Here is a 23,382-nt window from a genome sequence, read left to right as displayed (position 1 = left end):
GATGACTACCGCGTTCGTGCTCTCCGGAGGAGCCAACCTGGGAGCAGCCCAGGTCGGCATGCTGACGGCGCTGCGAGAGGCCGGGGAACGACCGGACCTGGTCATCGGCGCCTCCGTGGGTGCGCTCAATGGCGCCTGGGTTGCGGCCGACGCTCCGCTGGAGGAGTTGGCGACGGTATGGCGGACGCTGCGGCGTTCCGATGTATTCCCCGCCCACCCGCTGCGCGGGCTGCTCGGCTTCGCCGGCCGCAGCAACCATCTCGTCGCCAACAGCGGACTCCGCCGACTCCTAGCCGACCACCTGCGCTTCGAGAACCTCCAGGACGCACGGATCCCGTTCCACGTCGTGGCCACCGACGTGCTCACCGGCTCGGGTGTGGTGCTCTCGCACGGCGCAGCCACCGAGGCGATCCTCGCCTCCGCCGCCATCCCCGGGGTGCTGCCACCAGTCATCATCGACGGACGTGCCCACATCGATGGCGGGGTCGTCAACAACACCCCCATCTCCCACGCCGTCGACCTCGGCGCGGACATCGTCTGGGTGCTTGCTACCGGCTACTCCTGCGCACTGGAGCAGCCGCCACACTCGGCGCTCGGCCTGGCCCTGCTCGCGGCAAACCTGGTGATCCACCAGCGCCTCAGCCTCGACGTCGAGCGCTACGCCGGCAGGGTTGACCTGCGCGTAGTCCCGCCCCTGTGTCCGATCGCCATCGCCCCAACCGACTTCAGCCAAGCCGACGACCTGATCAACCGCTCCTACGAGCACACCCGCGCCTGGCTCTCCGGGCCGGCGGCCGGCTCCAACGTCCCGCTCTTCGGCGAGCATCCGCACCACCGCACCTGAGCCGCCACCGACGAACCGCGGCCCACCAACCCGCAGCAGTTCCCGATGAATGTGTCAGCAGGAAGACAGTCCGGGTCGGAGTCGACCGTCCTCGACGTTCCAGAGATGAACACCACGCGCATCCGACTCAGGCTTCGCACCGACACGAAGGAGAACCCAGCCATGACCTACGCCATCTGGAACGGCACCGTGATCGCCCAGAGCGACGACACCGTGATCGTCGAAGGCAACCACTACTTCCCGCCCGACTCGATCGACTGGGACCGGCTGTCTCCCAGCAGCCGGCAGACCACCTGCCCCTGGAAGGGTGTGGCCAGCTACTACGACATCACCGTCGACGGCAAGACCAACCGTGCAGCGGCCTGGCAATACCAGAGCCCCAAGCCAGCCGCCCGCGACATCAAGAGTCACCTCGCCTTCTGGGGTGGCGTCCGCGTCACCAACACCGACCCCGCAACTACCGGCGAGCAGATCTCCGGCGGCGCCCTGCGCCGGCTGTTCGCCCGAGGGCGGTGACGCCATGTCCATCAGCCGCGACATCACCATCATGGTGCTCGACGATTGTCCCAACCGTGACCTTGCGCTGGACCGTGTCAACCACGCTGCCCGCAACCTGGGCGCCAGCGTCATCATCGAGGTCCCCCAGGTCCAGGTCCTGTCGAGCAACGACGCCGCGGTCGCGGGCTTTCACGGATCGCCGACGATCCTCGTCGACGGGACGGACCCGTTCCCCGTCGCGGACGGCACCACCGTGGCCTGCCGGCTCTATGCCACCGAACGAGGCCTGGAGGGAGCCCCGTCGGTCCGCCAGCTCGAAGAGGTGCTGCGGAGGTGAGCAGGACCGAGCGGTTCACCTTCCGCGGCTCCTGCGGCGACCAGCTGGACGGTCGCCTGGACCTTCCCGAGGATCGGCCCCGTTCCTACGCGCTCTTCGCCCACTGCTTCACCTGCTCCAAGGATGTTGTAGCGGCCTCGCGGATCAGCCGACGGCTGGTCGAGAAGGGATTCGGTGTCCTCCGCTTCGACTTCACCGGCCTGGGTTCCAGCGACGGCGACTTCGCCAACACCAGCTTCACCTCCAACGTCGAGGACCTGGTCGCGGCCGCCGCGGCGCTCGGCTCGACCCATGAACCCCCGCGGTTGTTGATCGGCCACAGCCTCGGCGGCGCGGCGGTACTCGCCGCGGCCACCCAGCTGCCCAGCGTGACCGCAGTCGCCACCATCGGTGCCCCCTTCGATCCGGGCCACATCCGGCACCTGTTCCCAGAGGAGGCCCAGGACCGGCTGCGCCAGAACGGCCGCGCCGAGGTCACTCTCGCTGGGCGCACCTTCACGGTGGGGGCCCAACTGCTCCAGGACGCCGACGCCCACCATCTCGACGTGATCCTGAAGAACCTGGACCGGGCGCTGCTGGTGCTGCACTCACCCACCGACGAACAGGTCGGCATCGACAACGCCCGCCGTATCTTCGATGCCGCCCGCCACCCCAAGAGCTTCGTCACCCTCGACGGCGCCGACCACCTCCTGACCTGTCGCGCCGACGCCGAGTACGCCGCCGACGTCCTCGCCGCCTGGGCAGCGCGCTACCTCCCCGACCTCCCGACCGCTCCGCCCGCACCCGGGGGCACCGTCCTGGTCGAGGAGTCCGGCCAGGGCCGGCTCACCCAGAGCATCCAGGCCGGGCGACACGTCTGGGCCGCCGACGAGCCTCAGGGAGTGGGCGACGACACCGGACCGACCCCTTACGACCTGCTGCTCTCGGCGCTCGGGGCCTGCACCTCCATGACCATCCGGATGTACGCCGACCGCAAGGGATATCCCCTCGAGCACGTGTCGGTACGGTTGAGCCACCGGCGCAGCCATTCGGAGGACTGCTCCGACCCGAACGGCCGACCGTGCGCCATGGAGCACATCGACCGCGAGATTCGGCTCGTCGGCGCACTCGATGAGGAGCAGCGCGCCCGGCTGACCCAGATCGCCGACCGATGCCCGGTGCACCGCACCCTCACCGGAGCGCTGGCGATCAGCACCGCGGTGACCGCTCCATGAGGTCCGCATTGCGTCGCCTCGGGCGCGGCACCGGGGGAGAGTTCGGACTACGGCTCCAGGTCCCCCTCGACTTGCGGCTGGTGACCCCGATCGGCCCCCAGGCCGGCACTCTGACCGAGACTCAGGACTCGGTGACGGTGGGCGAACTGTTGTCGGGCCACCTCACCGTGCTCGTCTTCGCCGGTCTCGACGGTCGGCGCACTCGCCGCTGGTCGATCCGACTCGAGCACGCAGCCGCCCGCTTGAACGACCGGGGCATCTCGGTCGTCGCTGTCCACGATCGTAGGTCGGCGGGCCCGGGCCGTCTGGGGGCGACTGGTCCTCGTTCGCTGACCGTACTGACCGATCCGTCCGGCGCCCTGGCCGCCTCGATGGGCACCGGTGGGTCAGGTTTGCCCGTCGTCGCCGTCCTCGACGGCCGCGGCAACGTGTGCTGGCGCCACAAGGGCCAGCGAGACGGTGACCTCCCGCCGGTAGCGGTCGTCGAGACCGTGGCAACGATCCTGGCCACGATGACCTCGTGAGGGTCGATCATGGGTGGGGCGCTGCGCCGATAGCCGGCCGCTCCCCGGTGGGCGCGGCCGCCCGAGATCGCTGACGAACGCCGAGCCACAGGGCCAGGAGGACCGTCAGAGCACCGAGCCGGATCGCGACATCGGCAAGGTTGAAGGTGGCCGGGTAGCCGGCGACATGGATCCAGTCGGTCACCGCCCCGTGGTGGACCCGGTCGGCGAGGTTGCCGACACCGCCCCCGAGCATCGCCGCGAGTCCCGCCTGCAAGAGCCAACCGTTCGACCGGGCGAGCCACCAAGCCACTGCGCCGACCACGATGGCGGCGCTGGCACCGGCCATCATGGGATGGGCGGCACCGAGGCTCAGAGCAACCCCGGGATTGCGCACTAAACCGAGCCGGACGGTCGCGGTGTCCTGGGCTGCCAGCGGTGCCAGCGCCTGGAGCGCCCATTGCTTGCAGAGCAGATCGAGAGCCGCGACCCCGATGGCCACGGCCCAGGGCCAAACGCTTCGACTGCTCACAACGGATCCGGTCGGCTCAGCGCCCACGTCAGGAAGCTCAGGACCCCGAGAAGTAGTGCCAGCAGCGGGCGTCCGTGATGACCGGACTGGTAGGCCGAGACGGCGATGACGAGGACCACGCCCCCACGGAGTGCGTCAACCTTGAGGGTATGACTCGGTGGAGGGGGACCGCACGCGCCGGCTGAGGCGTACGTCCGCGGCGGCGCCGGGCGAACTGGTTCGTCTTCCTCGCGGCCGATGTGTCCCGCAAGCTCTGCCCACGACGGGTTCGAGAGCACCGACTGGTCAACCGTCACCACGGGCACGAAATCGTCGCCAGTGCTGGCCGCCGCTGCGGCCTGCGCTGCCTGGTGGTCGGCGAGCACGTTGCGCCAGGTCGCCTCGACATCGTGGGCCCACAGCATCGAGCGCAGCCTCCGACTATTCGGGCAGCCAGGCCGCCACAACACCTCAACCCCGGAAGCTTGCGGTCTTCTGGCGTCGACGTCCTCAGCGGGCCCCGGCATGGTCGCCGGATCAGGCTTTGGCCAGGACCAGCGCGTAATCACCATCGCTCCACCAGCCCTGAGGACTCAGCCCAGCCGCCGCGAGCTCGCGCTCGATGCCCGCGCGCCTGAACTTCGCCGAGATCTCGGTCCGGATCTCCTCGCCTCGCCGGAAGGAGATCTCCAGACCCAGATCCGCGATGTCAACCGTCATCGCTCGGTCTGCCTGCAACCGCATCTCGATCCATTCCTGGTACGGATCCCACCGCGCGACGTGCGTGAACGCAGCGATGTCGAAGTCCGCGCCGAGCTCACGGTTCAGCACCCTGAGGACGTTCTTGTTGAACCGCGCGGTCACCCCGGCTGCGTCGTCGTAGGCCGCGACCAGTCGCAGGGGATCCTTGACCAGATCGAGCCCCACGAGCAGGGATTCGCCCGGCCACAGGGCCGCGGACAACGAGGAGAGGAAGCCCTCACGTTGTCTGGGTGCAAAGTTGCCGATCGTGCCTCCCAGGAACGCGACCAGTCGGCTCCCCGGAACAGGAAGGGCGCATAGGTCTCGTTCGAAGTCCGCGACCACGGCCTCCACCGGCAGGCCCGGATGCTCGGCCGCAAGCATCGCCACCGCACCAGCGAGGGCGCCCTGGCTGACGTCCACCGCAACGTAGCCGCTCAGTCGTCCGGCGCCGGAGAGAGCGTCGAGAAGGATCCGTGTCTTCGCACTCGACCCGGAGCCGAGTTCCAACAACACGCTCGCACCCGACAATGCGGCGATCTCGGTGGCATGAAGGTGGAGCAGGGTCCGTTCGGCGCGCGTCGGGTAGTACTCGGTCACCCGGGTGATCTCCTCGAACAGCTCGCTGCCGAGGTCGTCGTAGAAGTACTTCGGCGGCAGCCACTTCTCCGGTGCGGTCAAGCCCTTGCGGACGTCGTCGCTGAGTTGTGCCCGCAGGTCCGCGGGATCCAGGAGTACTGACAAACCAGGGCTGCCGGTCAGCTCAGGTGCTGTCATCGGTGCGCACCGCCGTCGGCAAGTCGCACCCCGGACTGCATCCAGCGGGCTCCCGGCGGGAAGAAGTTGCGGTAGCTTGGCCGAAGGTGACCGGCAGGGGTGAGGGCACAACCCCCGCGCAGCACCATCTGGTTCGACATGAACTTGCCGTTGTACTCACCGACCGCGCCAGGTGCTGGCCGGAAGCCCGGGTAGGGCAGGTAGGCCGATCCCGTCCATTCCCAGCAGTCACCGAACAGCTGACGGACACTCCCGTCCGCGGCTGGAGCTTGGCGCGGGTGGAAGGTTTCGGAGTACGCGATGTTGCCCTGAGTTGTTCCGGTGAGGGAAGTGGAGTGGGCGGCGTGCTCCCACTCTGCCTCGGTGGGAAGGCGCCGGTCCGACCACCGGGCGAAGGCATCCGCCTCGTAGTGGCTGACATGGGTGACCGGCAGACCGAGGTTCAGCGGCCACGTCCCGCTCAGGGTGTGCTCGAACCAGCGGCCGTCGTGTTCGACCCAGTACAGCGGCGCCCGCCACCCCTCGGCGTGCACTCGCGCCCAGCCGTCGGAGAGCCACAGCTCGTGCCGCGAATAGCCGCTGTCCAGCATGAACTCCAGCCACTCGCCGTTGGTGACCAGCCGGTCTGCCAGCCGGAACGGTTCGAGCCACTGCTGATGGCGCGGAAGCTCGTTGTCGAAGCTGAACCCGACGCTCCCGTGCCCGATCTCCACCAGACCGCCGGCGAAGTCCACCCAGCCGAGCCGGTCCGGTGTCGCGGAGGCCGCGGGGCGACCGGCGTAAGCCGGGCGCAACGGGTTGAGCGACAGCACGTGCTTGATGTCCATGAGCAGCAGCTCCTGGTGCTGCTGCTCATGGTGGAACCCGAGCTCGATCGTGGGGCGGATCTTCGCCAAGGTTCCTTCATCGAGCGCCTCCAGGAGGTCGCGCATGCGAGCATCGACGTTGGCTCGATACTCGGCGACTTCGTGCGCCCCCGGCCGGCTGATCACGCCGCGTTGTGGCCGGTGGAACCGCGGTCCGACAGCCTCGTAGTAGCTGTTGAACAGGAACCAGTACTGGTCGGCGTACGGAACGAATTCGCGCTCGTGGTCGGCCAGCACGAAGGTCTCGAAGAACCACGTGACATGCGCGCGATGCCACTTCGTCGGGGAGACGTCCGGCATCGATTGCACGGTCTGGTCCTCTGCGGACAAGGGCGCCGCCAGGGCCTCCGTCTGGTTCCGCACCTCGTCGTAGCGTCGCAACAGGTCCGCGTGGTCCGCGTCGGGTGCATCAGAAGTCGTCGGCATGAGACCAGCCTCACCGCGGCCAAGAGCCCTGTACGTGTTCGCGCTTACATAACCGTGCCGCGATCCGGACGAGACTTCGCCCATGAGCACTTCCACCAGCCCCTCCCCGTCGGGTGAGCGCGACGACCTCGACTCGTCACGGGAATCGGCCTCACCCCTGCCGTCGGTGCGCATCGGTGTGCTGGCTGGTCTGACCGGCATCCTGTGCTGCGTCGGACCGACCGTCCTGGCCATGGTCGGTGTGGTGGGTGCCGGAACTGCGTACGCGTGGGCCAACACCCTCTACGACGGGTACGCCTGGTTCTTCCGGCTCGCCGGTCTGCTCGTCTTGGGTGGCCTGGTTGCCTGGTCGCTCAAGCGCCGCAATCAGTGCACCCTTGCCGGAGCGCGCCGGGTGTGGCCGAAGCTGACGATGAGCTTCGGGATCGCCGTCCTCACCTACGCACTGCTCTACGGCCTGACGACCTGGCTGGGCACGTTCGCCTGAGCTGCCCCGACCACCCTGTCCTGCCCGATCTGTTCATCACCCTCGACACCTACCTCCGAAGGAAGCCCATGACCGCCACCCTCGTGCCCACCGACCTGACCCTGACCGACCCTGAGGGTCGACTCGTTCGGCTTGGCGATCTGCTCGCCGGGAACCGGTTCACCGTGATCCAGTTGGTGCGATACTTCGGCTGCCTGCCGTGCCAGGAGTGGTGCGTCGAGCTTGACGCTCAGGGCGCCGGGCTCGCCGAGGCCGGTATCGGCGTCGCCTCGGTCGGTGGGTCAGCCGATTACCAGGCACAGTGGCTGCGGGACGAGAAGGGCGTCTCGATGCCGCTCCTGCTCGACCCGGAGCACGAGTTCCGCGAGGCAGTGGGCGCCGCCGCACCGCTCGGCGTCCGGATGCTCAACCCGCGCGGCGCCGTGGCCTACGTCGGCTCGTTGCGCCGCGGCTACCGACCGCAGAGCATCACGCGCGACACCGTGCGAAGCCCAGGCGTCGTGATCCTCGACGAGGCCGGCTCAATCCGCTGGCAGCACATCGGGAAGCGGATCGGTGACTACCCGCCCGTTGAGCAGGTGATCGCGGCAGCGGCAGCCCTGCGCTGAGCCGCACTCAGCCAGCCCGACGGGATGCGCTCAGGACGTGAGGTCGGGCGCGGGTAGGTCGCACGCTTCGTCCGTGCAGCCGCCGCCGCTGCCGGGCACCGACTCGAGAGTCCTGGTCTCCGAGCCCCGGCTGGGGCTCGACCCACCCCGGGGTCTGACCACGGCAGAGCCGATCAAGGTCCCCACGGCGATCACGATCAACGACTCCCGCGCGGCAGTCGAGCCGATCAATGCGGGTCCATCCAGGGCGCCGGCGAGGGCCAGCACGCCCAGGACCAGCCCGGCGAGCAGTGCACCTCCGGTCACGGCCCGGAGACCGTCCCGGCTCCCGCGCGAGGCGGGTCTCCGCGCCACGGTCAGCGGCCAGGCAACGGCCGTCAGCAGCGGGGCGAGGTGGTAGGTGGTCGTCGGATGGGTCAGGGCAAGAATCAGCCACCCCACGCCCGCGGCGAGGCTCCAGCCTGAGTCAGCGATTGCCGTCAGCCTTCGCCCGGTGCCTGCGGGTGCAGTCCCGATCCCAGCCGGGGCACCCGCCAACGCGAGGACCTCTCGGGCTGAAGGGTTGACGAGCGCCTTGTCGCCGATCACGACGGTCGGCACAGTCTCGTTGCCCCAGGCCACGGAGCGGACCAGCTCGGCACCCTCCGGGTCCTCCCAGATATTCACCTCGGTGCGCTCGAGCCCGGCCCGGTCAAGCTCGCGGCGCAGGATCTGGCAGAAGCCGCACCCCGGACGCCAGTACACCGTCACATCGAGCTTCTCGATCTCGGACGTCATCGCCTGGGGCCCTCGGGCAGGGTCTCCGCGGTGTCGGCCGGGACTGCTCGGACCTCGACACCCTTCCAGAACGCGACGCGCCCCTTGATCCGGCGCGCCAGGGGCGACGGCCGGGGATAGTGCCAGGCTGCGTTCGGGCTCGTCACGCCGCTGACCTCGACGTCGTAGTAGGAGGCCAGGCCCTTCCACGGGCACAGAGTCCGGGTCCGGCTGGGCCGCAGGTACTCCGGCCGCAGCGAGTCGGGCGGGAAGTAGTGGTTGCCCTCGACGACCACGGTGTCGGCACTGTCGGCGACGACCGTGTTGTTGAAGACGGCCTGCATTCTCATGACTTCTCCTCGACTCGCTGGGGGTCCCGTGTGAAGGGTTTGGTTGGTGGGGTGATGGATGTGTGGCGGCGCGGACGCCGGTAGGCAAACAGCGCCAGTCCGCCCAGCGCGACGGCGAAGCCCACGGCGCCGAACCGCTGAACCCGGTCGGCAAGCCATCGCTGGATGGACTCCGCTGCGCTGACCAGCGGATCGGTGCCTGCGCCCGCGTGGAGTACCCGCAGCTCCCAGACGCCGTACCAGGCCACGTAGGCGCCGGCGAGCAGCAGGACCAGGCCGCCGATTCGAGGAAGGGCTCCGCCGAGTGAGCGCATCCGGGTGATCAGCCCGCCGCGGGCCAAGGCCGTGGCGACCGCCGCCGCTCCGACCACCAGGCCCATCCCTGCGGCGTAGACAAGGAACAGAACCAGCCCCTCGGCGGTAGAGCCGGACCGGAACGATGCCACCACCACGGCGAGAAAGGGCGCGATCGTGCACCCCAAGGAAGCGACCGCATAGCTCGCCCCGAAGCCGGACATGGAAGTCCAGCTTGCGGTCGGCGGCTTCCCGCCTCCGCTGCGGCGCCCGCCAACCCTGAGCGTGGGCAGCCGCCACCCCAGGGCCACCCACAGCCCAGCAACTGCGACCACGATCCCGAGCACAACGGTGAACGCCGGCAGATAAGCCTGGACCGACGCAGCGACCGGCGCCACCGCCAGACCGAACACCAGGAACACCGCCGCGAACCCGGTCGTCAGCGCGATGGTGGCGCGGACCGCGCGGACCACGGCGACCTGGCGGGGGAGCTGCTGGTGGTCCAGCACGAACAGCGACAGGTACGCCGGCAGCAGAGCGAAGCCACACGGGTTCACTGCCGCCAGCATGCCCGCGCCGAGCGCGAGCCCGATCGAACCGGCATCCATCGCGGTCAGCCGGCCAGCCGTGCGACCAAGGCGTCCAGCTGAGCGTCTTCCAGGTAGCCCTCGGACACAATCTCTCCGTCAGCCGAGATCACGGTGAACGTGCTCTGGGCCTCGACGTGGAAGTGGTTCCAGATCGTCCCCTTCGTGTCGACCAGGTGGGTCACGTTGTGAATGGCCGGCGCGATGTCGTCGATCATCTCCTTGGTGGCCAGGCCACTCACCGCGACGATGTTGACCTTGCCGGCGTACTTCTTGCCCAGTTCCGCAACATTCGGACTTTGGCCCAGGCAGGTCGGGCACCACGGTGCCCAGAACCAGAGAACGGTCGGTTTGCCCTTCAGAGTGCTTCCGTTGAAGGCGGCACCGGAGAGCGTGGTGCCGGAGAAGTCGTAGTCGGCGACCTTCCCGGTCCCGATCGGAGCACCACCAGCGGCCGGGGAGTTCGCGGTTGTGGTGCCGCAGCCAGCGAGCGTGAGCAACCCAATGACCACGGCACTGATGATCCATCGCATACCTGTGATGATCGGGCGGACCCGACACGATCTCTGTGAGCGCGCTTACGTAAGCCCACTTTGGGGCCGTAGGCGCATGGTGCTCACGCGGGCCCAGCGCTCCCGGCGCCTTAGAACTGTCCGTCCCCAGGTTTACGCTCAGGCCATGAACCGCATCGACCGCCTCTACGCGCTGGTCGAAGAGCTTCGGGCGGCGGGACCCCGCGGCCGCACGGCGGCGCGACTGGCCGAGCACTTCGAGGTCAGCGTGCGCACCATCGAACGCGACCTCAGTGCTCTTGGACAGGCCGGCGTTCCGCTCGCTACGAAGCAGGGCCGGACCGGGGGATACACCCTCGACCGCTCGATGAGCCTGCCTCCGCTCAACTTCACCCCACGCGAGGCGGCGGCGATCGCCGTGGCGCTGAGCCGCAACGAGCACGTTCTCTTCACTCGCGACGCCCGCAGCGCCATGCAGAAGATCGTTGCGGCGATGCCCGAGAGGGCACTTGAGGAAGCGCGCGGCGCGGCCGAGAAGGTCCGGCTTCTGGTCCAACCCGTGCCCGATCCCGATGCCGAGATCGCCGAGACCATCTGGTCGGCGGTGCGCGACAACCACGTCCTGCGCGTCCGCTACGTCGACGTCGGTGGCCTCGAGACCGAGCGCGAGATCGAACCGCAGCACGTCGTGGTCGGACCCAACGGCTCCTACCTCACCGCGTTCTGCCACCTCAGACACGACGACCGGGTCTTCCGCATGGATCGCATCACCGAAGCCGAGCGGACACCGTCACCGCCACGGCCGCAACGCGTCGCCCCGGAGACGGTAGTCGACGGCCACGAGACCAAGCTGCCGGAGAAGTCCCTCAACTTCGATATTTCTTCCTCAAACTCCGACATAGGGCTGTCGCGAGTGGTCGAGACGCTGGGTGCGACCCGTCGCCTCGGCGGGTGATCTGCAAGCAGAAGGAGACCCCATGACCAACCCAACTCCCGGCAGCCTCGCCTGGTTCGAAGTCGCGACCAGTGATCCGGACGGTGCCACCAAGTTCTACGGCAGCCTCTTCGACTGGACCTTCGATGCCGACGGGCCCGCTGCGTCCGGCGGCATGGACTACCGCAACATCACGGCCTCCGGAGCGGATGCGCCAATGGGCGGCATCTTCGGAACCGGCGGGCAAGTGCCCGACCACGCGGTGTTCTACATCCTCGTCGCCGACGTCGAAGCCACCTGCGCCGACGCCGAGCAGCTCGGCGGCACGGTGCTGAGCAAGCACCTCGACCCCGGCCCGGGCGCACCGACCTTCGCCTACCTGCGAGACCCCTCGGGCAACCAATTCGGCGTCTTTACCCCGCCGGCGGCCTGATGGCGACCAAGCCGCAGCGCCCGTCCCCGTCGGAGCCCTCCGACGGGGACGGTCCCGACGCTGCAGCCCGCGAGCTGTACGAGGAGCTCACCGACGACCTGCTCTACGACCCGGCCATCGGCCGAGCCACGATGATGGGCTACCCCTGTGTGCGGCTGGCTGGCAAGTTCCTAGCCTCCTACGACGACAAGACCCGGTGCCTCGTCGTGAAGCTGCCTCGCCAACGAGTCACCGAACTCATTGAGAACGGTGTCGGAGACCCGTTCGCCCCAGCTGGCAAGGTCTTTCGTGAATGGGTAGCGATCACTGCGGCGGACCGCGAACTGTGGCAATCGCTGCTCGCCGAGGCCGCCGACTTCGCGCGGCAGGGGCTCTCCTCCTAGCAGCACGCGCTGCTCGGCGCCCGTGCGGGCCGCCTTGACCTCGTCCCCAATCCGTCGTAGTTTGCTACTTGATTAATTAACCGATAGGAAAAATACGATGGATGGTGTGGCGGTAGCACTGGCGGATGATCGCCTAGACGAGACGTTTGCAGCACTGGCGAACTCGACGCGCAGGGCCATCCTCGCGCGGCTCGTGGCCGGCGAGGCAAGCGTCAACGAACTGGCGAAGCCATTCCAGTTGTCGCTGCCAGCGATCTCCAAGCACCTCAAGGTGCTCGAACGGGCTGGACTGATTGTTCGGGGCCAGCGAGCGCAGTACCGGCCCTGCACCCTGGACGCCGCGCCGCTGCACGAGGTCTCCAGATGGGCCGAGCAGTACCGGCCCATCTGGGAGGACCGATTCGATCGGATGGACACCTACCTCCAGCAACTCCAACACACAGAGACGGGCACCGACCATGACCGATGACGACACCAGCGACTCCGTGGTGATTGAGCGGGTGTTCCCAGCGCCACCCGAATCGATCTGGCGGTTGTGGACCGAGCCGGAACACTTCGCCGCGTGGTACGGCCCGAGCGGGGCGTCGGTCCGGGTCATCACCATGGACGTGCGCGTCGGGGGCCGGCGGCTGCTCCACATGGAGGTCATGACACCCAACGGCGCGATGCAGATGTGGTTCGCCGGCGAGTACCGCGAGGTCGTGGAGAATCAGCGGCTCGTCTACACCGACTTCATGGCGGACGAGAACGGCAACACGCTGTCGCCCGAGCTGACCGGAATGCCGGAGGGTCATCCAACGACAACGGAAGTCCGTGTCGAACTCAAGAACATCGAGGGCTCGACCAGACTGGTCCTGACTCACGTCGGCATTCCCGCCGGCTCGCCCGGCGCCGTCGGATGGGCGATGGCACTCGACAAGCTCGAAGCACTCGTGGCAGGAGGAGACGAGGCATAGGCGAGGATGACTGGCTGTCGGCACTCGAGCGCGATCCGCCAGAATGGTGTGCATGAGTGTCGACGTCCTGGTGGAGACCACGATCAACCGGTCGCCCGCCGAGGTGGCGGCGTACGCCGGAGATCCGGGAAACGCCCCGGCCTGGTACGCCAACATCAAGTCCGTCGACTGGCAGACCGAGCCGCCCGTGGAGGTCGGGTCAAGAATGGACTTCGTCGCCCAGTTTCTCGGTCGAAGGCTGGCCTACACCTATGAAGTGGCCGAATGGGTGCCGGGTGAGCGGCTCGTGATGCGCACGGCGGATGGGCCGTTCCCGATGGAGACGACCTATACCTGGGAGCCCGCTCGCGAAGGTGGCACCCGGATGACCCTGCGCAACCGCGGCGTTCCCTCTGGCTTCTCCCGGGTCGCCGGACCGGTGATGGAACTGGCTATGCGGCGAGCCACGACCAAGGACCTGGCGAGGCTCAAGCGGCTGCTCGAGTCCGGAGAGACCAGCGGCTGACGAGCGGCCAGCCTGGGCGCTCAGCCCAGCTCTCGCGCCAGTTGACTGATGAACTCGTCGGCCCATCCCGAGCGTTGCTGAGCTTGATGCCATCACCACCAAGTACGAGCGCAAGGGCAAGACCGTCGAGATCACCGGCCTCAACGAGGCCAACGCCGAGCGACACGGGCGGCTCACCGGCGAGCTTCCCTCGCACTGAGTCCACATCGCTCAGGATTTGATAGGTGTCCATTAACGGTCCACATTGGGCCCGTCTCACTCGGTACTCGACGGGTACCCTGAGACTGGAAGCGAGGGCGAATCCCTCACCACACCGAGCGAATCGGTAGCTTCCGGCCCGAAACCGTAGTCGTCGCAAAGCCTCTGATCACGTCCAGAGGGTTCAGGTTCAAATCCTGCCTCGCTATCCGGTCCCTTAAGTACGGAACGTGGGGCTGCCACGGGGTCTTGTGGTGGTGCGGGATCCGTTGCGCATGGCTGACACGAGGTGAGGGGAACTGTCCCCGATGGCGGCGCTGGCGGCCCGCTCGGCTGTCAGCCGGTCGAGACGCGCCGGCCGCGAGGCACCGGCGTCCCCTAGGGTGGCCGCACGCGCGTCTCGTGGAACAGGAACCCGGTGAGAGTCCGGGGCGGTTCCGCCACTGTGACGCCGGTCCTCGTACCTGACGGCCGGCACAGCCAGACACTGGCCACGGGACATTCACCCAACGGGGCGAGAACCCCGAGGAGGACCTGGCCCATGAGAAGCATGCGTATCGCGCTGCTGTCCACGTCGGACACCGACCTTCTTTCCGCGCGAGCCTCGGGTGCCGCCTACGTCTGGGCCAACCCGGCCCGTCCCGGCCACCAGTCGATGGCGGAGACCATTGAGGGTGCCGACCTCGTGGTCGGGCGCATCCTGGGCTCGCCGCACGACCTGTGCTCCGGCTTCGCCCGCATCCGGGAGACGGGGGTGCCGATGGTCGTGCTCGGCGGGGAGCAGCAGCCCAGCGCCGAGTTGATGGAGCTCTCGACGGTGCCGATCGGTGTCTCGGCAGAGGCGCACCGCTACCTCGCCGAGGGCGGCCCAGCCAACCTCGCGCAGTTGCACGCCTTCCTCTCCGACACCGTGCTGCTCACCGGCGAGGGGTTCGAGGCCCCGGTAGAGGTCCCGGCCTGGGGCGTGCTGGAGCGGCCTCCGCTGTCAGCGGAGCTGCCCCGAGTCGGCGTGCTGTTCTACCGCGCCCACCAGGCCAGCGGGAACACCTCGTTCGCGCACGCGCTCGCCGACGCGGTCGACGCCACCGGCCAGGCGGTCGGCGTGCCGATCTTCAGCTCCTCGCTGCGCTCCGCGCCCGACGAGCTGTATGCCGCCCTGGGCACCCTCGACGCCCTGGTGGTGACCGTGCTCGCCGCCGGCGGGAGCCAGCCGGCCGGGGCCAGCGCCGGCGGGGACGATGAGGCGTGGGACGTGGAGCGGATCGCCGCGCTCGACATCCCCGTGCTCCAGGGGCTGTGCCTGACCAGCAGTCGCGAGGAGTGGGAGGCCTCCGACGACGGCGTCACGCCGCTCGACTCGGCCAGCCAGATCGCGATCCCCGAGTTCGACGGCCGGATCATCACCGCGCCGTTCTCGTTCAAGGAGATCGACGAGGACGGCTTGCCGCGCTACGTCGCCGACGCCGAACGATCTGCCCGGGTCGCTGGCATCGCGGTCAACCATGCTCGCCTGCGGCGGATCCCGCCGAGCGAGCGCAAGGTCGCGCTGATGCTGTCGGCGTACCCCACCAAGCACTCCCGGGTCGGCAACGCCGTGGGCCTGGACACCCCCGTCTCCACCGTCCGGCTACTGCGCCGGATGCGCGACGCGGGCTACGACCTCGGCCCCACGGGTGCGATCCCCGGACTCGACCTCGAGGACGACACCGAGGCCGGGGACGCCCTGATCCACGCGCTGATCGCGGCAGGCGGCCAGGACGAGGAATGGCTGACCCAGGCCCAGCTGACCGACGCGCACGTGCGGATCACCCCGGAGCAGTACGCCGCCTGGACGGCCGACCTGCACCCTGAGCTGCGGACCGAGATGGTCGAGGCGTGGGGGCCCGCGCCCGGACGACTCTTCGTCAACGACAGCGGGGAGATCGTGCTCGCCACGATCACCGCGGGCAACGTCGTCCTGCTCATCCAGCCGCCCAGGGGCTTCGGGGAGAACCCGGTCGCGATCTACCACGACCCCGATCTCGCGCCGTCGCACCACTACCTCGCGGCCTACCGCTGGTTGGGTGCGTCGGAGGACACCGGTGGCTTCGGGGCTCACGCGGTCGTGCACCTGGGCAAGCACGGCTCGATGGAGTGGCTGCCCGGCAAGAACGCCGCGCTCTCCGCGGCCTGCGCCACCGACGCGGCGATCGGCAACCTGCCGCTGATCTACCCGTTCCTCGTCAACGACCCGGGGGAGGGGGCACAGGCCAAGCGCCGTGCGCACGCCACGATCGTCGACCACCTGATCCCGCCCATGGCGCGCGCCGAGTCCTACGGCGACATCGCCCGGCTCGAGCAACTGCTCGACGAGCACGCCAACATCGCGGCGATGGACCCGGCCAAGCTGCCGGCCATCCGCGGCGAGATCTGGCAGCTGATGCACGCCGCAGAGATGCACCGCGACCTCGGCCTGGACGAGCGCCCCGACGACGAGGAGTTCGACGACTTCATTCTGCACGTCGACGGCTGGCTCTGTGAGATCAAGGACGCCCAGATCCGCGACGGGCTGCACGTCCTGGGCCAGGCGCCTGCGGGCGAGGCACGCGTCAATCTGGTGCTCGCGATCCTCCGCGCCGCTCAGGTGTTCGGCGGTGAGTCCCGCGCGGTCCCGGGCCTGCGCGCGGCCCTGGGTCTCAAGGAGGGCGCCGAGGCCACCGTGGCCGTCGACGAGTTCGAGCGACAGGCCCGCGACCTGGTGCAGCGGATGGACGACGCCGACTGGGCGGTGGGGACCGCAGCCAAGCTGCACGACGACCCGGTCGTCCAGGAGGTGCTGCACTTCGCCGCCACCCAGGTGGTGCCCAGGCTGGAGCGCACCACCGACGAGCTCGACGCGGTGCTGCATGCGCTCGACGGCGGGTTCATCCCGGCCGGGCCGTCCGGTTCGCCGCTGCGTGGACTGGTCAACGTGCTGCCGACGGGCCGCAACTTCTACACCGTCGATCCTCGCGCCGTGCCGTCCCGGCTGGCGTGGCAGACCGGTTGCGCGATGGCCGACTCGCTGGTGCAGCGCTACCTCGAGGAGACCGGCGGCTACCCGTCGTCGGTGGGGCTCTCCGTCTGGGGGACCAGCGCGATGCGTACGTCGGGTGACGACGTCGCCGAGGTGCTGGCCCTGCTCGGTGTGCGACCGGAGTGGGACGAGGCGTCTCGCCGAGTCAAGGACCTGCGGGTGATAGCCCTCGAGGAGCTGGGCCGTCCGCGGATCGACGTGACCGTCCGCATCTCCGGCTTCTTCCGCGACGCCTTCCCTCACGTCGTGGCGATGCTGGACGACGCCATACGCCTGGTGGCTGACCTCGACGAGCCAGACCACCTCAACTTGGTGCGGGCGCACACCCGAGCTGACCTCGCCGAGCACGGCGACGAGCGACGGGCCACCACGCGGATCTTCGGCTCCAAGCCGGGCTCGTACGGCGCCGGGATCCTCCAGGTGGTCGAGTCGGGGAGCTGGCGCGACGACCGCGACCTGGCCGAGGTCTACACGGCCTGGGGCGGCTTCGCCTACGGGCGCGGCCTGGACGGTGCGCCGGCCGCCGACGACATGCGGGTGAACTACCGACGGATCATGGTCGCCGCGAAGAACATCGACACCCGCGAGCACGACATCGCCGACTCCGACGACTACTTCCAGTACCACGGCGGCATGGTCGCCACCGTGCGTGCGCTGACCGGCAGCGACCCCAAGGCGTACGTCGGTGACTCGACGACCCCTGACGCCGTACGGACCCGGACGCTGCAGGAAGAGATCAACCGGGTATTCCGAGCGCGGGTGGTCAACCCACGCTGGATCGGCGCGATGCAGCGGCACGGCTACAAGGGGGCCTTCGAGCTCGCGGCGACCGTCGACTACCTCTTCGGATTCGACGCCACCACGGGCGTGGTCCACGACTGGATGTACACCGCTCTGGCGCAGGAGTACGTCCTCGAAGAGACCAACCAGGCCTTCATGAGGCAGTCGAACCCGTGGGCCCTGCGCGGCATCGTGGAGAAGCTGCACGAAGCGGTCGACCGAGGGCTGTGGGCCGAGCCCGACCCCGACGTGCTGGACCGCATGCGCGGCGTCTACCTCGACCTCGAGGGAGACCTGGAGGACCGCGGGTGAGGCGCGTCCGCGTCATCGGGGTGGGCATGGGCCCGCAGCACGTCACACGAGAGGCAGCCGACGCCCTGCGCACGGTCGACTACGTCCTCGCCTTCGCCAAGGGCGAGGACGACCAGCTGCTCGAAGTGCGCGCCGAGGTCTGCCGGGCCTACGGCGACCCGCCCCTGGTCGTCGTCTCCGATCCGCCGCGCGACCGCGACGACCCCGACGACTACGCCCGCGCGGTCCACGACTGGCACGAGGCTCGGGTGACCGCGCACCTGCGGGTCCTCGACGAACGACCCGGCGACGTCGGGATGCTGGTGTGGGGCGATCCGTCCCTGTACGACTCGACCCTGCGGATCGTCGAGGCGATGGCGCAGCGCGTGGACCTGGAGGTCGACGTCACTCCCGGGATCAGCGCCCCGCAGCTGCTGGCGGCCAGGCACCGGATCGTGCTGCACGAGGTGGGTCGACCGGTCCACGTGACGACCGGTCGGCGGCTGCGCGAGGCGATCGAGCAGGGCCAGGACAACGTCGTCGTGATGCTCAACCGCACGCTCGACCTCGCGGGGCTGGAGGACTGGCGGATCTGGTGGGGCGCCAACCTCGGTACACCGAGCGAGGAGCTCCTCTCCGGCCGGGTGGGCGACGTGCTGCCCGCGGTCGAGGAGGCCCGCGAGCGGGCGCGTGCTGCCGCCGGTTGGGTGATGGACCTCTACTTGCTGAGGCGCCGATGAGCCGGCCCGACCGCGACGTGCTGCTGTGCCGCGGCTGCTGCTGCGGCACCGCCGAGAAGCACCCGAGGACCGACCACGACGCCCAGCGAGACGCCCTGCTTGACTGCGACGGGGCCTCCGGCGTACGGGTGCGCGTCGTGGACTGCCTCGACCATTGCGACCGCAGCAACGTCGTGCTGGTGCGGGACTTCACCGCTGGGCGGCGCCCGCACGACACCTGGCTCGGCGGGGTGCTCAACCCGCGCACGACCGAGCGGCTGGTGACGTGGGTCCAGGACGGCGGCGCCCTGCCGCGCGAGCTCGTGCCGCACAGGTTCGGCACGGACACCCGCGGAGGAGGTCCCGCGTGAGCGCCCTGCTGGTGGCCGGTACGACCTCCGACGCGGGCAAGAGCATCGTCACCACGGGTCTGTGTCGCGCGCTGACCCGTCGGGGCGTGCTAGTCGCACCCTTCAAGGCGCAGAACATGTCCAACAACTCGATGGTGACCCGGGACGGCGCCGAGATCGGGCGGGCGCAGTGGATCCAGGCGCTGGCGGCCCGGGCCGAGCCGGAGGCCGTGATGAACCCGGTGCTGCTCAAGCCCGGCGGCGACCAGCACAGCCACGTCGTGGTGATGGGTCACCCGGCCGGCGAGGTCTCCTCGCGCGACTTCGTCGACGGACGACGCCACCTCGCGCGAGCGGCGTACGACGCCTTCGACGACCTGTCCTCCCGCTACGACGTGGTGGTCGCGGAGGGCGCGGGAAGCCCCGCCGAGATCAACCTGAGGGCCGGTGACTACGTCAACATGGGCCTGGCGCGGCACGCGGACATGGCGGCGATCGTGGTGGGCGACATCGATCGTGGCGGCGTGTTCGCCGCGATGTATGGCACCGTCGCGCTTCTGGAGCCGGCGGACCAGCGACTGGTCGCGGGCTTCGTGGTCAACAAGTTCCGCGGCGACGCCTCGCTGCTGACCCCGGGGCTGGAGGAGCTGGAGCGGCTGACGGGCCGCCCGGTCCACGGCGTACTGCCCTGGCACCCCGACGTGTGGCTGGACTCCGAGGACGCGCTCGACCTGGAGGGCCGGCGTGGTCCGCAGGAGTCCGTGCTGAAGGTCGTCGTCGTACGGCTGCCGCGGATCAGCAACTTCACCGACGTCGACGCGCTCGGGCTCGAGCCCGACCTCGACGTGGTGTTCACCAGCGACCCGCGGAGGCTGTCGGACGCCGACCTGGTCGTGCTGCCCGGCACCCGCGCGACCATTGCCGACCTCGCCTGGTTGCGCCGGCGCGGACTCGACCGCGCGATCCTGGCGCACGCCCGCGCCGGTCGGCCGGTGCTCGGCCTCTGCGGCGGGTTCCAGATGCTCGGCCGAACGGTGGCGGACCCCCTCGGCGTCGAGGGTGAGCCGGGCCAGGTGGTCGAGGGTCTCAGTCTGCTCGACGCGAGGACCATTTTCTCGCTCGACAAGGTGCTCCGGCTCTCGGAGGGGGCCGCGCTGGGGCGGTCGACGGGCGGCTACGAGATCCACCACGGCCACGTCACCCGTGGCGAGGCGGAGGAGTTCCTGGGAGGTGCCCGGGACGGGGCGGTCTTCGGCACGATGTGGCACGGCAGCCTGGAAGGCGATGCCTTCCGGCAGGCGTTCCTGGGCGAGGTCGCCCGACTCCTCGGCGGGTCACGAGCCCCGTCCGCGGTGAGCTTCTCGGCCGCCCGCGAGCGCCGGCTCGAGCTGCTCGGGGACCTGGTGGAGGAGCACCTCGCCGTCGACGCGCTGCTCGACCTCGCCCGGACGGGCCCGTCCGGGGCGTGGCCGGTCCTGCCTCCGGGGGCCGGTCGATGAGCGTGCTCGTGCTCGGCGGCACCGCCGAGGCGCGTGACCTGGCGGCCCGGCTGCTGGAGGCGGGGGTCCCGGTGCTGTCGTCGCTGGCGGGACGGGTGCAGCAACCGCGGCTGCCGGTGGGGGACGTCCGGGTCGGCGGCTTCGGCGGGGCGATGGGTCTCCGCGAGCACCTCGTGAACGCCGGACACCACGCCGTTGTAGACGCGACGCACCCGTTCGCCGCCCAGATCTCGGCCCACGCCGCGCAGGGCTGCGCGACCGCGGGTGTCCCACTGCTGCGGCTGCAGCGCCCCGGCTGGTCGACCCTCCCCGGGGCCGCGGACTGGCACTGGGTCGACGGTCACGGCGAAGCCGCGAGGGTGGCGGCGACCCTCGGTGAGCGGCCGTTTCTCACCGTCGGACGGCAGTCACTGGGTGACTTCGCGGGGGCACTGGCCAGCCGGGAGGCGTTGGTCCGGGTGGTCGATGATCCCGGGACGGTGCCGACGCGGTGGCGGCTGCTGCTCGATCGCGGCCCGTTCGGTCTCGCCGCCGAGCTGGAGGTGATGCGGGTGCACCACAGCGACGTGCTGGTCACCAAGGACTCCGGCGGCTCCTACACCCGTCCCAAACTCGACGCGGCCGCCCAGCTCGGGATCCCGGTGGTCGTCGTACGCCGCCCGGTCGCGCCGAGCGGCGTACGCACCGTGCCCGACGTCAACCAGGCCGTCACCTGGGTGCGGAGCCTGCTGTGAAGGTGCTGGTGACCGGAGGCGTCCGGTCCGGGAAGTCCGGCCACGCCGAGAACCTGCTGGAGCACGAGGAGTCGGTCACCTACGTCGCTCCGGGGCCGACCCCCGACGATGACCCCGACCCCGACTGGGCCGCGCGCATCGCCGCGCACCGTGCACGCAGACCGGCGACGTGGACCACGCTGGAGTCGCGCGACCTGGCTGCCGCGCTCTCGCGGGACGGAGCGGTGCTCGTGGACTGCCTGGGCACCTGGCTCGCGGCCGTCCTCGACGAGGCGAAGGCGTGGGAACTGCCGTCGGACGAGGTGCAGGCCCTGGTCGACTCCCGGGTGGAGACGGCTGTGGCGGCGCTGGTCTCGGCGTCGGGCCCGGTCGTGTTGGTGACCAACGAGGTCGGCCTCGGCGTGGTCCCCGAACACCGCTCCGGGCGTCTCTTCCGCGACCTGCTCGGCACCGTGAACCAGCGCCTGGCGGCCGCCTGCGACGAGGTCCACCTCGTGGTGGCCGGACGGGTGCTGGTGCTCTGAGGCGCAGGACGGCGGCTACGTGCGGGGTCGGCGGGTCCCGAGCGTGAGCAGCACGGCGATCGCGAGGGCGCCGAGATCGACGCGTCGGGCCAGGGCCAGCGCGGGGGAGATGTCCGCTGCCGTCGGACTCGCGCCGGACCCCATCACGGCCCCGTGCTCGGTGCGCTCGCCGTAGTGGTTGGTGCCGCCGAGGCGGAGGCCCAGAGCACCGGCGAACGAGGCTTCGACCGGTCCGGCGTTGGGGCTGGGGTGTCCCGGTGAGTCCCGACGCCAGGCCGTCAGCGCGCCGCCGGTCTCGGGTCCGAGCAGCGCGGCCAGCAGCGCGGTGACGCGCGCGCCGGGGAGGTTGAGCAGGTCGTCGAGCCTGGCGGAGGCCCAGCCGAACTCGGCGTACCGCTCGCTGCGGTGGCCGACCATCGCGTCGAGCGTGTTGGCGGCGCGGTACCCGAGCAGCCCGGGCACGCCCGCGACCGCACCGAGCACGAGCGGGGCCACCACGGCGTCCGAGGTGTTCTCGGCGATCGACTCGACCACCGCCCGGGCGACCTCGTCGGCGGTGAGCGTCGCGGTCTCGCGGCCGACCAGGTGGGTGAGGCGCTGCCGGGCCTCGGTCAGCCGATCGGTCGCGAGGAGAGCCGCGACACCGCGGGCCTCGCGGTCCAGCGAGGAGCCGCCGAGCACGACCCAGGTCGCGGCCGCGGTCACGAGGGTGTGTGACCCGGGACGAGCGCGCGTGCTCCCCTCGAGGAGTGCCCCGGCCAGCGTGACCGCGCCGACGAGGCTCCCGGCGTACCCCACGCCGCGGCCGCGCGACGGCGACCACCACCGCGACTCGGCAGCGGTGGCCAGCCGGCCGAAGCCCGCTACCGGGTGCCACCGGCCGGGGTCGGCGAAGACCCGGTCGGCGGCGAACCCGAGGACCAGCCCGAGGGCGCGGCTCACGAGGTGGCCCCGGCCAGGGCGACGAGGAGGGTGGCCAGGCACAGCTCGACCGCGGCCCCGAAGACGTCACCGGTCACCCCACCGAGGCGGCGTACGGCGTGGCGTACGAGCAGCAGGGTGACGACGAGACCCAGGGCGACGGCGATGGCTCCTCGCCACCAGGACAGCCCGGCCCACCCGGTGACCAGTCCGCCCACGACCAGCGCCAGGAGCAGAGTCAGGGCAGCCGCGGGGCGGGGGACCGACTCGGTGTAGGTCTCACCGAGCCCGTCGGCGCGAGCGGCCGGAACGCCGCGGAGGCAGGTGAGCGCCAGCGCGCAGCGCGACACGCACACGAGGGTGCCGACGAGCACGGCGCCGCGTGCCTGGCCCGCCAACCAGGCCATCGACGTCGCTTGCAGCCCGAGCACCAGCAGGACCGCCGCGCCGCCGGCCGGCCCCGACGTCCCGGTGCGCATGGCGGCCAGCGACCGCTCCCGGTCGTACGACGCGGTCATCCCGTCGACGGTGTCGGACAGCCCGTCGACGTGGAAGGCGCGCGTGCCCAACACGAGCAGCCCGACCGCGAGCAGGCCGGTCACGAGCGGAGGCAGGTGCGCCGCGCGGCCGGCCAGCAGCACCAGCGCGACGCCCGCGCCGAGCGGGAGCACGGCCAGGGGGGCGAGCAGCATCGCCGCCCCTGCGGTACGGCGATCCACGGAGTGGGGAGCCGGGACCCTCAGGACGGTCAGGGTGCCCACCGCGAGACGCCAGGAGTCAGGCACCCGT

Annotated in this window: 29 protein-coding genes and 1 riboswitch; of the genes, 19 read left to right on the top strand and 10 right to left on the bottom strand. The window is 70.1% G+C overall.

Annotated features, from left to right (window positions below; all coding sequences use genetic code 11):
* The first annotated feature begins 1 nt into the window (after position 1).
* The 5 genes from PD653B2_RS07535 to PD653B2_RS07515 all read left to right on the top strand — a co-directional run bounded on the left by PD653B2_RS07535 (position 2) and on the right by PD653B2_RS07515 (position 3,417).
* Positions 2-844: a patatin-like phospholipase family protein gene (locus PD653B2_RS07535; RefSeq protein WP_085871716.1), complete on the top strand. Its 843-nt coding sequence runs from the start codon at positions 2-4 to the stop codon at positions 842-844.
* 162 nt (positions 845-1,006) lie between these two features.
* Entirely contained in the window at positions 1,007-1,360 is a 354-nt protein-coding gene (locus PD653B2_RS07530; protein ID WP_085871820.1) for a DUF427 domain-containing protein, read from the top strand.
* Between the two features lie 4 nt (positions 1,361-1,364).
* Entirely contained in the window at positions 1,365-1,679 is a 315-nt protein-coding gene (locus tag PD653B2_RS07525) for a hypothetical protein (RefSeq protein ID WP_085871715.1), read from the top strand.
* Complete coding sequence (locus PD653B2_RS07520; protein WP_085871714.1) at positions 1,676-2,893, top strand: bifunctional alpha/beta hydrolase/OsmC family protein; 1,218 nt, start codon at positions 1,676-1,678, stop codon at positions 2,891-2,893. The genes PD653B2_RS07525 and PD653B2_RS07520 overlap by 4 nt, the downstream gene beginning before the upstream one ends.
* Positions 2,890-3,417 carry a hypothetical protein gene (locus tag PD653B2_RS07515; RefSeq protein WP_133059016.1) on the top strand — a complete coding sequence of 176 codons (528 nt, stop codon included), beginning with the start codon at positions 2,890-2,892 and terminating at the stop codon, positions 3,415-3,417. Before PD653B2_RS07520 ends, PD653B2_RS07515 begins: the two co-directional genes overlap by 4 nt.
* Positions 3,418-3,424: 7 nt before the next feature.
* Here the strand turns inward: PD653B2_RS07515 and lspA are convergent, their stop codons facing one another.
* Genes lspA through egtB form a run of 4 tightly spaced genes read right to left on the bottom strand, consistent with a single transcriptional unit; the run spans position 3,425 to position 6,717 of the window.
* Positions 3,425-3,928 carry a signal peptidase II gene (gene lspA, locus PD653B2_RS07510; RefSeq protein WP_278247487.1) on the bottom strand — a complete coding sequence of 168 codons (504 nt, stop codon included), beginning with the start codon at positions 3,926-3,928 and terminating at the stop codon, positions 3,425-3,427.
* Positions 3,925-4,434, bottom strand: coding sequence for a glutaredoxin family protein (locus PD653B2_RS07505; RefSeq protein WP_165763378.1), 510 nt, complete (start codon positions 4,432-4,434; stop codon positions 3,925-3,927). Before PD653B2_RS07505 ends, lspA begins: the two co-directional genes overlap by 4 nt.
* A gap of 10 nt (positions 4,435-4,444) precedes the next feature.
* Entirely contained in the window at positions 4,445-5,425 is a 981-nt protein-coding gene (gene egtD / locus PD653B2_RS07500; protein WP_207559419.1) for an L-histidine N(alpha)-methyltransferase, read from the bottom strand.
* A complete protein-coding gene (egtB, locus tag PD653B2_RS07495; protein ID WP_085871710.1) occupies positions 5,422-6,717 on the bottom strand; it encodes an ergothioneine biosynthesis protein EgtB in 1,296 nt (431 codons plus the stop codon). The genes egtD and egtB overlap by 4 nt, the downstream gene beginning before the upstream one ends.
* Positions 6,718-6,799: 82 nt before the next feature.
* On the opposite strand from egtB, the gene PD653B2_RS07490 reads away from it, so the two are divergent.
* Both PD653B2_RS07490 and PD653B2_RS07485 read left to right on the top strand, forming a co-directional pair.
* A complete protein-coding gene (locus tag PD653B2_RS07490; protein WP_085871709.1) occupies positions 6,800-7,204 on the top strand; it encodes a hypothetical protein in 405 nt (134 codons plus the stop codon).
* Between the two features lie 68 nt (positions 7,205-7,272).
* Complete coding sequence (locus PD653B2_RS07485) at positions 7,273-7,812, top strand: redoxin domain-containing protein (RefSeq protein ID WP_085871708.1); 540 nt, start codon at positions 7,273-7,275, stop codon at positions 7,810-7,812.
* Positions 7,813-7,842: 30 nt separating this feature from the next.
* Here PD653B2_RS07485 and PD653B2_RS07480 read toward each other — a convergent pair whose 3' ends face one another.
* The 4 genes from PD653B2_RS07480 to PD653B2_RS07465 are packed head-to-tail and all read right to left on the bottom strand — an operon-like array spanning position 7,843 to position 10,332.
* A complete protein-coding gene (locus PD653B2_RS07480; RefSeq protein WP_085871707.1) occupies positions 7,843-8,589 on the bottom strand; it encodes a glutaredoxin domain-containing protein in 747 nt (248 codons plus the stop codon).
* On the bottom strand, positions 8,586-8,918 hold the full coding sequence (locus PD653B2_RS07475) for a DUF427 domain-containing protein (RefSeq protein WP_085871706.1): 333 nt from the start codon (positions 8,916-8,918) through the stop codon (positions 8,586-8,588). Before PD653B2_RS07475 ends, PD653B2_RS07480 begins: the two co-directional genes overlap by 4 nt.
* Entirely contained in the window at positions 8,915-9,820 is a 906-nt protein-coding gene (locus PD653B2_RS07470) for a cytochrome c biogenesis CcdA family protein (RefSeq protein ID WP_242665176.1), read from the bottom strand. The genes PD653B2_RS07475 and PD653B2_RS07470 overlap by 4 nt, the downstream gene beginning before the upstream one ends.
* Before the next feature lie 5 nt (positions 9,821-9,825).
* Positions 9,826-10,332, bottom strand: coding sequence for a TlpA family protein disulfide reductase (locus tag PD653B2_RS07465; RefSeq protein ID WP_085871705.1), 507 nt, complete (start codon positions 10,330-10,332; stop codon positions 9,826-9,828).
* A gap of 145 nt (positions 10,333-10,477) precedes the next feature.
* On the opposite strand from PD653B2_RS07465, the gene PD653B2_RS07460 reads away from it, so the two are divergent.
* The 12 genes from PD653B2_RS07460 (at position 10,478) to cobU (ending at position 21,672) form a co-directional block, all read left to right on the top strand.
* Positions 10,478-11,266: a helix-turn-helix transcriptional regulator gene (locus PD653B2_RS07460; protein WP_165763377.1), complete on the top strand. Its 789-nt coding sequence runs from the start codon at positions 10,478-10,480 to the stop codon at positions 11,264-11,266.
* 22 nt (positions 11,267-11,288) lie between these two features.
* Positions 11,289-11,678 (top strand): VOC family protein, encoded by a 390-nt coding sequence (locus tag PD653B2_RS07455; RefSeq protein WP_085871703.1) that lies wholly within the window; start codon positions 11,289-11,291, stop codon positions 11,676-11,678.
* The gene (locus PD653B2_RS07450; RefSeq protein ID WP_085871702.1) at positions 11,678-12,061 is read left to right on the top strand and encodes a hypothetical protein; all 384 of its coding nucleotides are present in this window, start codon (positions 11,678-11,680) and stop codon (positions 12,059-12,061) included. The genes PD653B2_RS07455 and PD653B2_RS07450 overlap by 1 nt, the downstream gene beginning before the upstream one ends.
* Before the next feature lie 106 nt (positions 12,062-12,167).
* Complete coding sequence (locus PD653B2_RS07445) at positions 12,168-12,530, top strand: ArsR/SmtB family transcription factor (RefSeq protein ID WP_242665175.1); 363 nt, start codon at positions 12,168-12,170, stop codon at positions 12,528-12,530.
* On the top strand, positions 12,520-13,017 hold the full coding sequence (locus PD653B2_RS07440; RefSeq protein WP_085871701.1) for an SRPBCC family protein: 498 nt from the start codon (positions 12,520-12,522) through the stop codon (positions 13,015-13,017). The genes PD653B2_RS07445 and PD653B2_RS07440 overlap by 11 nt, the downstream gene beginning before the upstream one ends.
* Positions 13,018-13,069: 52 nt before the next feature.
* On the top strand, positions 13,070-13,522 hold the full coding sequence (locus PD653B2_RS07435; RefSeq protein WP_085871816.1) for an SRPBCC family protein: 453 nt from the start codon (positions 13,070-13,072) through the stop codon (positions 13,520-13,522).
* Positions 13,523-14,084: 562 nt separating this feature from the next.
* A riboswitch (cobalamin riboswitch) is annotated at positions 14,085-14,230 on the top strand.
* A 31-nt stretch (positions 14,231-14,261) separates the two neighbouring features.
* A complete protein-coding gene (cobN, locus tag PD653B2_RS07430; protein ID WP_085871700.1) occupies positions 14,262-17,867 on the top strand; it encodes a cobaltochelatase subunit CobN in 3,606 nt (1,201 codons plus the stop codon).
* A complete protein-coding gene (gene cobF, locus PD653B2_RS07425; protein WP_207559418.1) occupies positions 17,864-18,586 on the top strand; it encodes a precorrin-6A synthase (deacetylating) in 723 nt (240 codons plus the stop codon). The genes cobN and cobF overlap by 4 nt, the downstream gene beginning before the upstream one ends.
* The gene (locus tag PD653B2_RS07420) at positions 18,583-18,936 is read left to right on the top strand and encodes a hypothetical protein (RefSeq protein WP_207559417.1); all 354 of its coding nucleotides are present in this window, start codon (positions 18,583-18,585) and stop codon (positions 18,934-18,936) included. Before cobF ends, PD653B2_RS07420 begins: the two co-directional genes overlap by 4 nt.
* The gene (locus tag PD653B2_RS07415; RefSeq protein ID WP_085871699.1) at positions 18,933-20,414 is read left to right on the top strand and encodes a cobyric acid synthase; all 1,482 of its coding nucleotides are present in this window, start codon (positions 18,933-18,935) and stop codon (positions 20,412-20,414) included. Before PD653B2_RS07420 ends, PD653B2_RS07415 begins: the two co-directional genes overlap by 4 nt.
* A complete protein-coding gene (locus PD653B2_RS07410) occupies positions 20,411-21,148 on the top strand; it encodes a cobalt-precorrin-6A reductase (protein WP_085871813.1) in 738 nt (245 codons plus the stop codon). The genes PD653B2_RS07415 and PD653B2_RS07410 overlap by 4 nt, the downstream gene beginning before the upstream one ends.
* Entirely contained in the window at positions 21,145-21,672 is a 528-nt protein-coding gene (gene cobU / locus PD653B2_RS07405; protein ID WP_085871698.1) for a bifunctional adenosylcobinamide kinase/adenosylcobinamide-phosphate guanylyltransferase, read from the top strand. Before PD653B2_RS07410 ends, cobU begins: the two co-directional genes overlap by 4 nt.
* A gap of 15 nt (positions 21,673-21,687) precedes the next feature.
* Here the strand turns inward: cobU and PD653B2_RS07400 are convergent, their stop codons facing one another.
* Positions 21,688-22,614 carry a CobD/CbiB family cobalamin biosynthesis protein gene (locus tag PD653B2_RS07400; protein ID WP_089503908.1) on the bottom strand — a complete coding sequence of 309 codons (927 nt, stop codon included), beginning with the start codon at positions 22,612-22,614 and terminating at the stop codon, positions 21,688-21,690.
* Positions 22,611-23,354, bottom strand: a complete 744-nt coding sequence (locus PD653B2_RS07395) for an adenosylcobinamide-GDP ribazoletransferase (RefSeq protein WP_278247485.1) — start codon at positions 23,352-23,354, stop codon at positions 22,611-22,613. Before PD653B2_RS07395 ends, PD653B2_RS07400 begins: the two co-directional genes overlap by 4 nt.
* Positions 23,355-23,382: the final 28 nt, after the last annotated feature.

Origin of the sequence: Nocardioides sp. PD653-B2 (genome assembly GCF_002117935.1) — a bacterium.
Classification (GTDB): domain Bacteria; phylum Actinomycetota; class Actinomycetes; order Propionibacteriales; family Nocardioidaceae; genus Nocardioides.
Note: the sequence above shows the minus strand (reverse complement) of the source record. Positions and strands in the feature narration are given on the sequence as shown.